At 69.1% G+C, this 14483-nt stretch carries 15 protein-coding genes; 13 read left to right on the top strand and 2 right to left on the bottom strand.

Annotated features, from left to right (window positions below):
* The first annotated feature begins 29 nt into the window (after positions 1-29).
* From ACIRGA_RS28480 to ACIRGA_RS28460, 5 genes are all read left to right on the top strand, one after another.
* Positions 30-1751 carry a TIGR03767 family metallophosphoesterase gene (locus ACIRGA_RS28480; RefSeq protein WP_400946416.1) on the top strand — a complete coding sequence of 574 codons (1722 nt, stop codon included), beginning with the start codon at positions 30-32 and terminating at the stop codon, positions 1749-1751.
* Positions 1752-1807: 56 nt separating this feature from the next.
* Complete coding sequence (locus tag ACIRGA_RS28475; protein WP_400946414.1) at positions 1808-2209, top strand: PaaI family thioesterase; 402 nt, start codon at positions 1808-1810, stop codon at positions 2207-2209.
* Between the two features lie 74 nt (positions 2210-2283).
* On the top strand, positions 2284-3546 hold the full coding sequence (locus tag ACIRGA_RS28470; protein WP_400946412.1) for a C39 family peptidase: 1263 nt from the start codon (positions 2284-2286) through the stop codon (positions 3544-3546).
* Between the two features lie 81 nt (positions 3547-3627).
* Positions 3628-4722 carry an S-(hydroxymethyl)mycothiol dehydrogenase gene (locus tag ACIRGA_RS28465; protein WP_400946410.1) on the top strand — a complete coding sequence of 365 codons (1095 nt, stop codon included), beginning with the start codon at positions 3628-3630 and terminating at the stop codon, positions 4720-4722.
* Positions 4716-5444 (top strand): gamma-glutamylcyclotransferase family protein, encoded by a 729-nt coding sequence (locus tag ACIRGA_RS28460; protein ID WP_400946408.1) that lies wholly within the window; start codon positions 4716-4718, stop codon positions 5442-5444. Before ACIRGA_RS28465 ends, ACIRGA_RS28460 begins: the two co-directional genes overlap by 7 nt.
* Positions 5445-5515: 71 nt before the next feature.
* Here the strand turns inward: ACIRGA_RS28460 and ACIRGA_RS28455 are convergent, their stop codons facing one another.
* On the bottom strand, positions 5516-7135 hold the full coding sequence (locus ACIRGA_RS28455; RefSeq protein ID WP_400946405.1) for an FAD-binding oxidoreductase: 1620 nt from the start codon (positions 7133-7135) through the stop codon (positions 5516-5518).
* 97 nt (positions 7136-7232) lie between these two features.
* Here ACIRGA_RS28455 and ACIRGA_RS28450 point away from each other — a divergent pair, with 97 nt between their 5' ends.
* The 8 genes from ACIRGA_RS28450 (at position 7233) to ACIRGA_RS28415 (ending at position 13010) form a co-directional block, all read left to right on the top strand.
* On the top strand, positions 7233-7796 hold the full coding sequence (locus tag ACIRGA_RS28450) for a TetR/AcrR family transcriptional regulator (protein ID WP_400946546.1): 564 nt from the start codon (positions 7233-7235) through the stop codon (positions 7794-7796).
* Positions 7793-9331, top strand: a complete 1539-nt coding sequence (locus tag ACIRGA_RS28445; protein ID WP_400946402.1) for a glycerol-3-phosphate dehydrogenase/oxidase — start codon at positions 7793-7795, stop codon at positions 9329-9331. Before ACIRGA_RS28450 ends, ACIRGA_RS28445 begins: the two co-directional genes overlap by 4 nt.
* Before the next feature lie 81 nt (positions 9332-9412).
* Positions 9413-9682, top strand: coding sequence for a helix-turn-helix transcriptional regulator (locus tag ACIRGA_RS28440; protein ID WP_005155992.1), 270 nt, complete (start codon positions 9413-9415; stop codon positions 9680-9682).
* Positions 9679-10224: a hypothetical protein gene (locus ACIRGA_RS28435; RefSeq protein WP_400946400.1), complete on the top strand. Its 546-nt coding sequence runs from the start codon at positions 9679-9681 to the stop codon at positions 10222-10224. The genes ACIRGA_RS28440 and ACIRGA_RS28435 overlap by 4 nt, the downstream gene beginning before the upstream one ends.
* Positions 10221-10673: a hypothetical protein gene (locus tag ACIRGA_RS28430; protein ID WP_400946398.1), complete on the top strand. Its 453-nt coding sequence runs from the start codon at positions 10221-10223 to the stop codon at positions 10671-10673. Before ACIRGA_RS28435 ends, ACIRGA_RS28430 begins: the two co-directional genes overlap by 4 nt.
* Entirely contained in the window at positions 10670-10900 is a 231-nt protein-coding gene (locus ACIRGA_RS28425; RefSeq protein WP_400946395.1) for a hypothetical protein, read from the top strand. Before ACIRGA_RS28430 ends, ACIRGA_RS28425 begins: the two co-directional genes overlap by 4 nt.
* Positions 10897-11823: an ABC transporter ATP-binding protein gene (locus tag ACIRGA_RS28420; RefSeq protein ID WP_400946393.1), complete on the top strand. Its 927-nt coding sequence runs from the start codon at positions 10897-10899 to the stop codon at positions 11821-11823. The genes ACIRGA_RS28425 and ACIRGA_RS28420 overlap by 4 nt, the downstream gene beginning before the upstream one ends.
* Positions 11820-13010 carry an ABC transporter permease gene (locus ACIRGA_RS28415; RefSeq protein ID WP_400946391.1) on the top strand — a complete coding sequence of 397 codons (1191 nt, stop codon included), beginning with the start codon at positions 11820-11822 and terminating at the stop codon, positions 13008-13010. The genes ACIRGA_RS28420 and ACIRGA_RS28415 overlap by 4 nt, the downstream gene beginning before the upstream one ends.
* 54 nt (positions 13011-13064) lie before the next feature.
* On the opposite strand, the gene ACIRGA_RS28410 is transcribed toward ACIRGA_RS28415, so the two are convergent.
* Positions 13065-14414 (bottom strand): cryptochrome/photolyase family protein, encoded by a 1350-nt coding sequence (locus ACIRGA_RS28410; RefSeq protein ID WP_400946388.1) that lies wholly within the window; start codon positions 14412-14414, stop codon positions 13065-13067.
* Positions 14415-14483 lie beyond the last annotated feature (69 nt).

The following is a 14483-nucleotide window of genomic DNA, read 5'->3' as shown; positions in this document are numbered from 1 at the left end:
ACCCACCCGCGACGACTGGGGGCACCGCCATGTCCGACATCTCCAGGCGCACCTTCACCGCGGCGGGCGCCGCCGGCGTCGGTCTGCTGCTGTGCACGCCGACCGCCAACGCGCTCGACCGGGCGCTGGCGCTCACCACGTCCCGCGCGGTGCGCACCGCGGGCACCACACTGGAAGCCGCGGCGGCCCCGCGGACCAGCGGCCCGGGCTACACCCGGCTGACCGCGGGCCCCGGCTGGCCGCTCGTGGTCCGGGGCGATCTCGCCGCGCCGAAGTCCGGCCGCGACGACCGGCGCCGCGCGATGGCCTCCTTCGCGCAGTTCACCGACCTGCACTTCACCGACGCCGAGAGCCCGGCGCGGTTCGAGTACCTGCACCCGTTCGTTGGCTCGGCGCACCGGCCGCAGGAGACCCTCGGCCCGGTCGCGACGACGGCGCTGGTGGAGCGGGTCAACAGCCTGAAGGCGGGCCCGTTCACCGGGCGCGCGATCGACTTCATGGTCACCACCGGCGACAACACCGACAACCACGAGCTGATCGAGCTCGAATGGTTCCTCAAGGTGCTCAACGGCGGCACGGTGAACCCGACCTCGGGCGACCCGAATGTGCACGAGGGCGTCCAGACGTCCGGGTCCTCGCAGTACTGGAACCCCGGCAAGACGCTGGACGACGCGTACACGAAGAAGGGCTTCCCGCAGCTGCCCGGTCTGCTCGGCGCGGCGTCGAACACCTTCACCTCGCCCGGTCTCGACGTCCCGTGGTTCTGCACCTTCGGCAATCACGACGACAGCATCGTCGGCACGGTGCCGGATCTGCCGGGGATGGACGCCTGGTACACCGGCCGCTTCAAGGTGATCGGCAAGGACGAGACGACGTCGCGCAAGCTCGCCAACGCGATCAACTCGGGATCCGGCGTCCCTGTCACCGAGTTGTTCGGCGGCTCCGGCACGATCCGCGAGATCACCCCGGACGAGCGGCGGCGGCCGTTCAGCACCGCGGAGTTCGTCCAGCACCACCTCGACTCCGCCAACACCGGCCCCGGCCCGGTGGGCCACGGGTTCAGCGGGAACAACGCCGACGGGCGGAACGTGTACTACACCTTCCGCATCGCGCCGGGGATCACCGGCATCAGCCTGGACACCACGACGATGGCCGGACTGGCCGACGGGTCGATCGGGCTCGGGCAGTTCACCTGGGTGGAGAACACGCTCAAGCGCAACAGCTCGACGTACTACGACTTCTTCGGGCGCAAGGTCACGCAGAACGTGACGGACGAGCTGTTCATCCTCTTCAGCCACCACACCAGCGACACCATGGGCAACGTGCTGCCGGACGCGCGGCATCCGCTGGAGATCCGGCTCAACGGCGACACGTTCGTCTCGCTGCTGCACCGGTTCCCGAACGTGCTGGCGTGGGTAAACGGGCACACGCACCGCAACAAGATCACCCCGCACGCCGGCAAGACCGCGAAGCAGGGCTTTTGGGAGATCAACACCGCTTCGCACATCGACTTCCCGCAGCACGCGCGGATCATCGAGGTCGCCGACAACGCCGACGGCACGTTGTCGCTGTTCACGACCCTGATCGAGGCGGAAGCGCCGTACGAGGCGCCGTATTCGGACACCTCGACGCAAGCGCTTGCGTCGCTGTACCGGGAGTTCTCGTACAACGACATCCACGCCTCACTGGACGCGGTCGGCACCCCTCAGGACCAGAACACCGAACTGCTGCTCCCCCACCCGCTCGCCTGAACCCGTTACCCCGGAGGTAATCGACACGGGGCGCGGTGCCGGGCACGCTCGACGCCATGATCGACGACGAAGGCACCGCGCTCTTCCACCGGACCATGCCGTTCACCGAGCGGCTCGGCATCGAGGTCCTGGAACACGCCCCGGCCGCCGTCCGTGCCCGGATCGCCTGGGACGAGACGCTCTGCACGCTCGGCGGGGCGCTGCACGGCGGCACGCTGATGGCGCTCGCCGATTCCGCGGGCGCGGTCTGCGCGTTCCTCAACCTGCCGGAGGGCGGGCAGGGCACGACGACCGTCGAGTCGAAGACGAACTTCCTGCGCGCGATCCGGTCCGGCCACGCGACGGCCACCGCGAAACCGCTGCACGCGGGCCGCAGGCTCATCGTGGTGGAAACCGAGATCCGGGACGACGAGGGCAAGCTGGTCGCGAAAGTGACACAGACTCAGGCCGTCTTGTAGGCAACTGTTTACATACCTCGCGCGACCGGCGAAAATCCCTTCCCTACTGGGTGGAATCGAGGGATGGAGCCGGGATGCGCATACGAGGGCTGGTCACGCTGCTGACGATCGCGACGATGACCGCGGTGACGGCACAGACGGCGGAGGCGGGTCCCGGTCGTCCGGACGACGAAGCGATCGACTACCACGAATGGTCCGGTCACCACGGTTTCCGCGACGGCAGGCTGGAAGGCCTCGGCCTCGACCACGGCGCGCTGCGCATCGACCGCCCGATCGGCACGATCGAGCACACCGAACCCGCGCTCGGCACCACGAAGACCTACGAATACGGCCAATGGACGTCGCGGAGCCACACGCAGGGCTTCGACGCCTCGCAGCTGGTCGCCTCGTGGAACGCGAAGACCCCGGCGAAGACCTGGGTCAAGGTGGAGGCGAAGGGCCGCACCGCGTCGGGCACCGAGACCTCCTGGTACGTCATGGGCCGGTGGGCGAGCGGGGACGCCGACATCAAGCGCACCAGCGTCGACGGCCAGAGCGACGCCAACGCCGCGGTCGACGTCGACACGCTGGTCATGAAGGCGGGCGTCGCGCTGCGTTCGTACCAGCTCCGGGTCAGCCTGTACCGCGAGGCCGGCTCCCGCGCCACGCCGTCGGTGACGTCGGTCGGCGCGATGACGTCGCTGGTCCCGGACCGCTTCGAGGTCCAGGCCACGAAACCGGGCCGCGCCACCGGGATCGAGCTCAAGGTGCCCGCGTACGCGCAGAACCTCCACAAAGGACAGTTCCCGCAGTACGGCGGTGGCGGCGAGAACTGGTGCAGCCCGACGTCCACCGAAATGGTCGCCGAGTACTGGGGCAAACGGCCCAAGCCCGAAGACATGACGTGGATTCCGGAGGGTTACGTCGATCCGACCGTCGCGTACGCCGCCCGTTACACGTTCGACTACGCCTACGACGGAACCGGCAACTGGCCGTTCAACACCGCGTACGCCGCTTCACTCGGTCTGCGTGGGCACATCACCCGTTTGCACTCCCTGAACGAACTCGAGAACTACATCGCGCGCGGCATCCCGGTGATCACGTCGCAGTCGTTCAAGGCCGAGGAACTCGACGGCGCGGGCTACGGCACCGCCGGGCACATCATGGTCGTCGTCGGCTTCACGAAGGACGGTGACGTGATCGCGAACGACCCGGCCGCGAGCAGCAACGACCGGGTCCGGAACGTCTACAAACGACACCAGTTCGAGACGATCTGGCAGCGCACCAAGCGGTACAACACGAATGGCGGCGTTTCCGGTGGTCCTGGCGGGGTCGCGTACATCATCACGCCGCACTGAATCAATACCGCACCCGAGCGGATGTCGCGATCCGGGCCGCCCACGTGGCAAGCTCGGAGGTTCGACGACTCGGAGGTGGGTATGCCGTACGAGGTCCAAGGCGTCGTTTCCCGCGCCAAGGGTGAACCGGTCTCGCTGGAGTCCGTGACGGTGCCCGATCCCGGGCCCGGCGAGGCCGTCGTCTCGGTCAAGGCGTGCGGCGTCTGCCATACCGACCTGCACTACCGCGAGGGCGGGATCAACGACGAGTTCCCCTTCCTGCTCGGCCACGAGGCGGCGGGGTTCGTGGAGGCCGTCGGCGACGGCGTCACGGACCTCGAACCCGGCGACTACGTGATCCTGAACTGGCGCGCGGTCTGCGGCACTTGCCGGGCCTGCCGCCGGGGCAGGCCTTGGTACTGCTTCTCCACGTTCAACGCCGCCCGGCCGATGACACTGGCCGACGGCACCGCCCTGTCGCCGGCGCTCGGCGTCGGAGCGTTCCTCGAGAAAACGCTAGTCCATAGTGGACAGTGCACGAAGGTCGACCCCGCCGCCGAACCGGCCGTCGCCGGGCTGCTCGGTTGCGGGGTGATGGCCGGTCTCGGCGCGGCTTTGAACACGGGCGCGGTGAGCCGCGGTGATTCCGTCGCGGTCATCGGCTGCGGTGGCGTCGGTGACGCCGCGATCGCGGGGGCGAATCTGGCGGGCGCGAAGACCATCGTCGCCGTCGACACGGACGACCGGAAACTCGCCTGGGCCAAGGACTTCGGCGCCACGCACACGCTGAACAGCAAGGGGTTGAGCGAAGACCAGGTAGTCGAGGCCATCCGGGAGTTCACCGATTCGTTCGGCGCGGACGTCGTGATCGACGCGGTCGGCAGGCCCGAAACCTGGCGGCAGGCGTTCTACGGCCGCGATCTCGCGGGCACGGTCGTGCTCGTCGGCGTCCCGACCCCGGACATGCGCCTGGACATGGCGCTGATCGACTTCTTCTCGCGCGGCGGCTCGCTCAAGTCGTCGTGGTACGGCGATTGCCTGCCCTCACGCGATTTCCCGATGCTGATCGACCTCTATCTCCAGGGCAGGCTCCCGCTCGACAAGTTCGTCACCGAGCGGATCGCCCTCGACGGCGTCGAGCAGGCCTTCGAGCGTATGCATCACGGCGACGTCCTCCGCAGCGTGGTGACGTGGTGAAACTCTTCACCGACGCCGATTTCCCGGCCGATCCGTATCCGGGAGCGCGGCCGGGGCATTCGTTCGTCCACTTCGACGGCGCCGGGCACAGCCTCGACACCGCGCCGGAGGGCTGGCGCGAACGCCAGGCAGTGCTCGCCTACGGCTCGAACGCGTGCCCGTCCAAGATCACCTGGTTGCGCGAGAACATGGGCCTGGAGGGTCCGGTCGTCGTCTGCCACGCGCGCTGCAGCGACCTCGCCGCGGTCTGGGCGTCCGGCCTGCGGTTCCGGGACGGGCAGCGCCCCGCGACGCTGGCCGCCGCCCCGGGCGTCGTCGAGGAGCACGCCGTCTGGTTCGCGACTCCCGAGCAGCTGGCCGTGCTCGACAAATGCGAGGGCAACGGCGTGCGCTACGACCTGGTGCGGCTGACCGCCCCGGCCATCACCCTCGACGACGGCACCGTGCTCGACGACGTGCTGGCGTACGTCGGCGCCGCGGACATCCGCCTGCCGATCCTGGTGGACGGCAGGCATATCCGCGTCGCCGACCTCGAACAGCGCCGGGCCGCGGCGCTGGACGGGATCCCCGCCGAAACGCACGGCCTGGACTGCACGCTGGTCGAGGCCGGGACGCTGCTCAGCGAATCTGGTGGTGAACCCACGTCCGCGATCGACGTCGGCAGGGCGAGACTTGGTCGTCCAGCTCACGAAGATGCCGAAGGCGCCCTGCCACCGCGATAGCGGGGCCTTCGGCCGGGCGGGTTCACGCGTTGAGTCACTTTCCGAAGAGTCTGTCAGCTCCGCCGACCGGATCAGAGAAGCTTCCCGGGATTGAGGATCCCGCCCGGATCGACGGCCTTCTTCACCGCACGCAACACTTCGACGCCGATCTCGCCGATCTCGGCCGCCAGGTAGCGGGCGTGGTCCACACCGACGGCGTGGTGATGCGAAATCGTGCCGATGCCGGTGATCGCCTCGGACGCCGCCGCCTTCGCCCGCCGCCATTGGCCGATCGGGTCGGCCTCGTCGCGCGCGGTGAGCACCGTGAAGTACAGCGACGCGCCCGTTTCGTAGGCGTGCGAGACGTGGCACATGATGATGGCGTTGCCGAGCGTCGCGGTGAGCGCGGCACGGACGGCGTCGCGCAGGTCACTCAATTCCGCCCAGTACGCGGCGGTTTCCAGGGTTTCGACGCAGACCCCGTTGTCCATCAAGGCATCCCGCTGCCGAGGGCCGGAGAACCGGCCGCGTCGCCAGGATTCGCCGAGCGCGGTCCCGATGCGGACGGCGTCGAACTCCCCCAGTACACGGGTCGTCTCCTGACGCCGCCGGGCGACCTCGCGTTTCGACGCGCCTTCCCAGCCGACGATCAGCAGGCATGGAGCGCGGACTCCCCGCGCCTTGAGATACCGGCGCAGCGCCTTGGTCTTCAAGCTGTCGTTGAGGGCGAGCGAAACCTCACTCTCGTCCACATCGGACAATCGCGTGACGTCGGCGAGCACGTGCCGCTGGGCGAGTTCGCGGACCGCGTCGGTGCCCTTCTCCCAGCCGTCGAGGACGAAGCCCTCGTAGCGGCGCACTTCCGGCACCGGGCGGACGCGGAGGGCGACCTCGGTGATCACGCCGAGCGCGCCTTCGCTGCCGACGGCGAGCTGCCGCAGATCGGGCCCCGCGGCCGACGCCGGCGCGACGCCGAGTTTCCATTCCCCGCGCGGGGTCGCCAGCCGGACACCCTTGACCATGTCCTCGAATCGGCCGTAGCCCGACGACGCCTGCCCGGCGGACCGGGTCGCGGCGAATCCGCCGATGGTGGCGCGTTCGTACGACTGGGGAACGTGTCCGAGGGTGAAGCCGTGCTCGGCGAGCATCCGGTCGGCCTCCGGGCCGGTGACGCCCGCCTGCAGGACCGCGATCCGGGACACGGGATCGACGGAGACCAGTTCATCGAGCCTGCCGAGGTCGAGCGCGATCACCGCGGTCTTGTCCCCGCGCAGCGCCGCGACCCCGCCGACCACCGACGTCCCGCCGCCGAACGGGACGACGCCGACGTCGTGCCGTGCGCAGATTTCCAGTACCGACTGGACTTCGGCGGGATTCTCCGGCAGGACGACGGCGTCCGGCACCGGAAAATCACCGAACCCCCGCCGCCGTATCAGGTCCAAATAGGACAGACCACTGGCCCGCGCGAGCCGTTCCCCCGGCGCTGTCAGGACGTGCTCCGCGCCCACGAGTTCCTCGAGGTCTCGCTTGGGCTGTTCGCCCAGCACCGGTTCGGGAACGGACAGCGCCGAATCCGGCGCGAAAGGCACCGCGGAACCCAGCGGGCCGATACGCTGGACGAGCCACCTCAGGGCCTTGGCCGGGAGGTGGGCGGCGTCACCGGCCTCAGGCGTCCAGGATCGTCTTAACCGGTGGTCAATAAGCTCGGTCACGACTACAGTGTTACATATGGACGTAAAACGTCACTCACCAGCGGAAACAGGCGTTTCGGCGCTGGCGGACACCCGATCCCGCCAGGCCTCGACGCGTGTGTCCGACGACGTTCTGCTCGACGCCGCGAAGAAGTGCGTGCTCGCCGTCGGCGTGAGGCGGACCACCCTCGCCGAGATCGCCCGGACCGCCAAGGTCAGCCGGATGACCGTCTACCGGCGGTTCCCGGACGTGCGCAGCGTGCTCGCGACCCTCATGACCCGTGAGTTCGGCGGCCTGCTGCAGGGCGCCGCGGAACCCGAGGTCGAGCCCGCCCACTTCCGCGAGAAGCTCGTCCAAAGTTCTTCGGCCGCCGTCGCCGCGCTGTCGGGCGACCCGCTGTTCCGCACCCTGCTCGATCTCGACTCCGAACTGGTCCTGCCCTACATCGTCGAGCGGTTCGGGAAGACCCAGCGCTTCGCCGAAGGCGTGATCATGCATCTGCTGAAGTCGGGTCACGAGGACGGCTCGATCCGTAAGGGCGACCTGCCTTCGCAGGCGCGCACCCTGCTGCTGCTCATCCAGTCCTTCGCGTTCTCCTACCGCCCGGCCATCGCGGACGTGAACGAGAAGGAGCTGATGGCGGAGTTCGCCCACGTGCTCGACGCGGCGCTGCGCCCGTGACGCCGGGCTCGCTCAACGCTCGACGGCGCGACCGGGAACTCACGGCGCTGGCCGGCGGCGAGCGGGTCGATCTGGTGGTGGTCGGCGGCGGTGTCACCGGCGCCGGGATCGCGCTGGACGCGGCCGCGCGCGGGCTCTCGGTGGCCCTGATCGAGGCGTACGACCTGGCGTACGGGACGTCGCGCTGGTCAAGCAAGCTCGTCCACGGCGGGCTCCGGTACCTCGCCAAGGGCGATCTGGCGCTGGCGCACGAAAGCGCCGTCGAACGCGGCATCCTCATGACCCGCACCGCCCCGCATCTCACCAGGGCGATCCCGCAGCTGTTCCCCATGTACCGCGAGACCTCTCGCGGTCAGCAGGCCTTCATCATGACCGGTCTCGTCGCCGGTGACGGCCTTCGCCGCGCGGCCAGGACCCCGGCGACGGTGCTGCCCCGGCCGAGGTCGATCCCGGCCGCGGAGGCGCTGGCGCTCGCGCCCGGCCTGTCCCCGCGAGGCCTGCGCGGCGCGCTGCTGGCCTACGACGGCGCGCTGACCGACGACGCGCGTCTGGTGGTGAGCCTCGCCCGCACGGCCGCGGCACGCGGCGCGAAGATCCTGACGAGGGTCGAGGCCTTCCGGCTCGACGCGGAATCGGTGCTGGCCAGGGACCGGCTCACCGGCCGGGAAATCGAGATCCACGCCCGTCAGGTGATCAACGCGACGGGTGTCTGGGCGGGCGAACTGGCGGAGTCGGTGCGGCTGCGGCCGTCCCGCGGCTCACACCTCATCCTGGCTTCGGGAGCGGCGCGGATCGGTGCGACATCGGTCAACGTGCCCGTTCCCGGCGAGAACAACCGCTTCGTCTTCCTGCTGCCGCAACCCGATGGTCGCGTGTTCGTCGGCGTCACCGACGAACCGACCGACGGCCCGATCCCGCGCGTGCCGACCGCGCCGGAGTCCGATGTGGACTTCCTGCTCGAAGTGGCGTCGACGGCGTTCACCCGCCCGCTGACCCGCGCCGACGTCGCGGGCAGGTTCGCCGGTCTGCGGCCGCTGGTCGAAGGCGGCGGGCGCAGCGCGGATCTCTCCCGCAAACACGCGGTGGTGACCGGCGCCGACGGCGTGCTCACCGTCGTCGGCGGCAAGCTGACGACGTACCGGAAGATGGCGGAGGACGCCGTCGACGCCGCGCTGAAGCGGTCCGGTCTCCTCGCCGGGCCGTCGACCACGTCCCGGCTCCCGTTGCTCGGCGCGACACCACGTGACCGCCTGTCCACTGTGGACGCGCCGCCTCGGCTGGTCGCCAAGTACGGCACCGAAGCGCCGCGGGTCGCGGCACTCGGCGAGGTCGACCCGGAACTGGGTCCACCCCTGTTCGACGGGACCGACATCAGCGCCGCGGAAGTCGTCTGGGCCGTACGGCACGAGGGCGCCCTCGACGTCGAGGACGTCCTGGAGCGCCGCACCCGGCTCGGCCTGGTCGCTCCCGACGCCGAGGCCGCCCGCACCCGCGTCCAGGAACTTGTCGACAAGTCGCTCGCCGGCCTCTCCTGACCTTCCGCGTTTAGTCCTCTAAATGCGGTGAGCCATGCCCCCAACTTGACGAGTCGTTGGGTTTTTGCAACAGTATGTTCCATGAGCCCGGTCAGACGCGGCAAAGAGCTGCCGATCTACAACCGGCTTCCCGTGCTCCGGGCCGAGCGTGGACTGAGCAGGGCCGCCCTCGCGACGGCCGTCGAGGTCAATCCGCAGACCATCGGCGCGCTCGAACGGGGGGATCACTACCCGAGCCTGGACCTGGCGTTCCGCATCTGCGCGGTGTTCGACCTCCCGGTCGAGGCCGTGTTCAGCCGCGAACCGTTCACGCCGCTGTCCACTCAGGTCTACCGGGAGGGGGGAACATGAGCGAGGAGCGAGGGCGTCTCGCGGCGTACTGGGACCGTCAGCAGGAACGGCTGGACGAGATGGAACGCAAGCGAGCGCTGAGACTGCCGTCCTGGCGCACGCGGAAACGGCGACGGGCGTTGAGTGTGCTGGTGGTGGCAGGCGATCTGATCCTGATCGCCGGCGCCGCGATGTTCCAGTCGAAACCCCCGGCGGTGTTCGTCGTGTGCTGGTTCGGCGGGGCCGTCATCGCCGGCGGCGCGCAGTACCTGCTACGGATCCTCACCGGCAAGATGAGCGGCGGGTTCTCGCTCCGGCTCGACGAACGCGAGCGGGAATGGCGCCACCGCGTCACCTACGTCAGCTACCAGATCCTGGTGGTGTTGATGCTGGTCGCGGTGCTGTACGGCTTGATCATCTCGGGCACCGAGGACGGCGGCGCGCGGGGCGCGATGATGGGCTGCGCGCTGCTGGTCACCGGCACCACGCTGTCCACCGTCATCCTGGGCTGGTCGCTGCCGGACGACGATCCGGAAGACTTCGAAGAGGTGAACCCGGCATGACCACCCGGACGCGTTCGGACCGCCGTCGGCTCGCCGTCTCCGCCGTGATCGGTCATCTGGTCGTGATCGCCGGAGCCGCCCTGCTCCGTGAGCCGACGCTGTGGTTCGCCGTCGGCCTGATGGTGCCGGGGCTGTGTCTCTGCGTCGGCACCGCCGCGGTGCTGCGCAAGGCCGTCGGCAGACCGGGTTCCGCGGCGAAGGACCTCGACGAACGCGAACTGCTGCTGCGCAACCGCGCGCACTACGCTGCGTTCCAAGGGATCTGCGTGTTGATGCTGGTGGATCTCGTATACGGGCTCTACGCGGCGGGGCGACCGGATTCCGGTTCCCTGCTGTCTTCGATGACAGCGGCGTTGTTCGTCTTCGGGACGTCGCTACCGGCGCTGTGGCTCGCGTGGCGGCTGCCGGACGACGATCCAGAAGACTTCGAGGGGGTGGCTCCGGGATGACCGGGGACAAGAAGCGGCACAAGATGTCCATCGGCGTGGTCGCCGTCGTGCTGGTGGCGGGTGGGGTCCTCGCCGGCGCGGGCCGGGCGGTCCTGGTGTACCGGGCCACCTCGGTGGTGAGCAACGTCAAGCTGGACGGGCTGATCGAGCGGAACCGCACGGTTTCCGGCGTCCATCGGGGATTCGCGGCGCTGGTGCGGTTTTTCGAAGAGGGGAAAGGGAAATGAGCGAGGGGAAGCTGGAGATCGACCGGATCTCCAAGCGCTATGGCGCGAAGGTGGCGCTGGACGAGGTGAGCTTCGAGGTCCAGCCCGGTGAGCTGTTCGGCTTCGTCGGCAGCAACGGCGCGGGCAAGACCACCACGATGCGGATCGTGCTCGGGGTGCTGGCGGCCGACTCCGGCCAGGTGCGCCTCGGCGGCGCCCCGATCACCCACGAGACCCGCACGCATATCGGGTACATGCCGGAGGAACGCGGGCTGTACCCGAAGATGAAGGTGCTGGAGCAGCTGGTCTATCTCGCCGAGCTGCACGGGATGTCGGCCAACGACGCCCACCGCAGTGCCGAGAACTGGATCGCCCGGCTAGGGCTGGCCGAACGGCGCAAGGACGAGGTCCAGAAGCTGAGCCTCGGCAACCAGCAGCGCGTGCAGCTCGCCGCCGCGCTGGTGCACGATCCGAGGGTGCTGGTGCTGGACGAGCCGTTCTCCGGCCTCGACCCGCTGGCCGTGGACGTGATGAGCGGGGTGCTGCGCGAGAAGGCCGCGACCGGTGTGCCGGTGGTGTTCTCCAGTCACCAGCTGGATCTGGTCGAGCGGCTGTGCGACCGGGTCGGCATCATCCGAAGTGGACGGATGGTCGCCTCCGGCACCGTCGGGGAGCTGACCGCCGGCGCGGGCAACGGTCTCGTCGTCACCGCGCCGAACGCCGCGCCCGGCTGGGCTTCGGCCGTTCCCGGTGTCCGGACGATCGAGCAGAACGGCCCGACGACGATCCTCGAACTCGAGACGGGAGCCGACGACCAGGCCGTGCTCGCCGCGGCGCTGGCCACCGGCCCGGTCACCGAATTCACCAAACGCAGGCGTTCGCTGACCGAGCTGTTCCGCGACGCCGTCGCCGAGAAGCCGGTGGCACAGGGGGTTTCCGCATGAACACCGTATCCTCGTGGCGCGCGGTCTGGCTCATCGCCAAACGCGAGCTGAACACCCGGCTGCGCACCAGGTCCTTCGTGGTCGGCACCGCCGTGCTGCTGGTCATGCTGATGGGGTACGTCCTGCTGCAGTCCACGCTGATCAGCAACGAGGACAAGAGCAAGGTCGGCCTCACCGGCCAGACCGCCGGGATCGCGCAGCAGCTCCAGACGGCGGGCGCGGCGATCGGCGAGAAGATCGAGACCGTCACCGTCGCCGATCCGGCGCAGGGCCGGACACAGATCGAGAACGGTGATCTCGACGCGCTGCTGTCCGGCAACGCCACCGAGCTGAAGGTGCTCGTCAAGTCCGAATTGGACACCAAGCTGCGCGCGCTGCTGAACGGCGTGTCCCAGCAGGAAGTGCTCAACGGCATCCTTTCCGAGGCACAGAAGTCGCCGGACGAAGTGATGCGCACGGTCCACCAGACGCAGGTCGAGGTCGACTCGGTCAAACCGCCGGACCCCGAGAAATCGCAGCGGATGGTGATCGGGCTGATCGTGGCGGTGCTGCTGTACATGAGCATCGTGACCTACGGGACGCTGGTCGCGCAGGGCGTGGTCGAAGAGAAGTCCAGCCGCGTGGTGGAGATCCTGCTGTCCACGGTCCGGCCGTGGCATCTGTTGCTGGGCAAGGTGATCGGGCTCGGCCTGGTCGGGCTGACCCAGCTGGTGATCATCGGCGGCGCCGGATTCCTCGTCGCTTCGGCGACCAACGTGCTGACGCTGTCCGGAGTCGCGACGGGCGCGCTGCTGTGGGGTGTGGTGTGGTACCTGCTCGGGTTCCTCTTGTACGCCACCGTCTACGGCGCCATGGGTTCGCTGGTCTCCCGGCAGGAGGACACCCAGTCGGTCATCGGCCCGGTCAACATCGTGCTGATCCTCGGCTTCATCGTCGGGTTCAACCTGCTGGCCCAGGCGCCGGAGGGTACGGGCACGAAGGTGCTTTCCCTGGTGCCGCTGCTTTCCCCGGTGCTGATGCCCGCGCGGATCGCGGCGGGGACCGTCGAGGTGTGGGAGATCGCGGCGTCGCTGGGCCTGACCGTGGGCGCCATCGCCCTGTTCACCTGGCTGGGCGCGCGGATCTACCAGAACAGCGTCCTGCGGGTCGGAAGCCGGATCAAGCTTTCGGAAGCCCTGAAGGGCTGACCCGCGAGTCCGTGAAGGCCTCCTTCCCTACCCTGAGAGTAGGGAAGGAGGCCTTCACGGACCTTTGATGGCGCCGTAGCGTTCCAGGGCGACCTGGCGTTCGTGCGCGTGGTCGACCATGGGCGCGGGATAGCCGGGCAGGCCGGCGGGTTTGTGCACGGCTTTGCCTTGTACAGACCGGAGTTCGGGGACGTAGCGGCGAACGTAGTCACCGGCGGGATCGAACTTCTCCCCCTGCGTGGTCGGATTGAAGATCCGGAAGTACGGCGCGGCGTCGGTGCCACTGCCCGCGACCCACTGCCAGTTCAACTGGTTCGACGCGAGATCACCGTCGACCAGATGCCGCATGAAATGCCGCGCGCCGAGCCACCACGGCAGATGCAGGTCCTTGACCAGAAAACTCGCCACGATCATCCGGACGCGGTTGTGCATCCAGCCCTCGGCGAGCAACTGCCGCATCCCCGCGTCGACGATGGGGAAACCGGTGCGGCCATCGCACCACCGTTGGAAAGCCTCGTCGTCGCTCTCGTATTCCATGGCGTCGAACCGGGAATCGTAGTTCTTCCGCGCGGTTTCGGGGCGGTGCCACAGGACATCGGCGTGGAACTCGCGCCAGGCGAACTCGCCGCGCAGCGCTTTCGCCCCGGCCCCCTCGTTCCCGGTGAGGTCGGCCAGCAAGGTGCGCGGGTGGACGCAACCCCAGCGCAGATACGGCGAAAGCCTTGTCGTGCCGGGACGATCCGGCCGGTCACGATCCTCGTCGTAGGTTTCCAGGCCGTCGTCCAGGAACTCGTGCCAGCGTTCCAGCGCCGCCTTCTCGCCAGGCTCCGGCAGCTCCATCCCTTTGAGCGACGGGGACTTCGGGAGTTTGACGGATCGCGGCGGCTCCACCCAGTCCACAATGGACTTACCGGTGTCCGCGGGCCGCGGCCGGCCGTGGCGCACCCACGCGCGGTAGAACGGGGTGAACACTCGATAGGGGTCGCCGTCCGGTTTGGTCACCCGGCCGGGCGTCACCGCGTACGAAGAACCTGTCTCGACCCAGGCGATGTCGTGCTCCGCCAACGCCTTCTTGACCTCGTCGTCGCGGCGGCGGCCGTAGGGGCCGGTGTCGGAGCTGACGTGCACGGCCGCCGCGCCGATCTCGCGGGCGGCTTTGACGACCTCCTTGACCGGGTCGCCCTTGACCAGCATCAGCCGTCCGCCGAGCTGGTCGTCCAGCGCCTTCAGGCAGCCGTGCAGGAACGCGACGCGCGGGGCGCCGGAGGGTTTGAGGAGCGCGTCGTCGAGGACGTAGAGCGCGAGGACGTGCTTGCTGTGCTTCGAGGCCTCCAGCAGGGCGGCGTGGTCGCCGAGACGCAGGTCGCGACGGAACCACAGCACTACGGGGGCTTCTCTGGTCACTCCGGCAACCCTAAGCGGTACCGCCGACGAGTGCAGTCCCGGATGCGACGAACGGGCCGTTCCTTGCGA

Origin of the sequence: Amycolatopsis sp. NPDC102389 (assembly GCF_044765885.1) — a bacterium.
Classification (GTDB): Bacteria; Actinomycetota; Actinomycetes; order Mycobacteriales; family Pseudonocardiaceae; genus Amycolatopsis.
The sequence above is the reverse complement of the archived record's forward strand: the minus strand, read 5'-3'. Positions and strand labels throughout refer to the sequence as shown.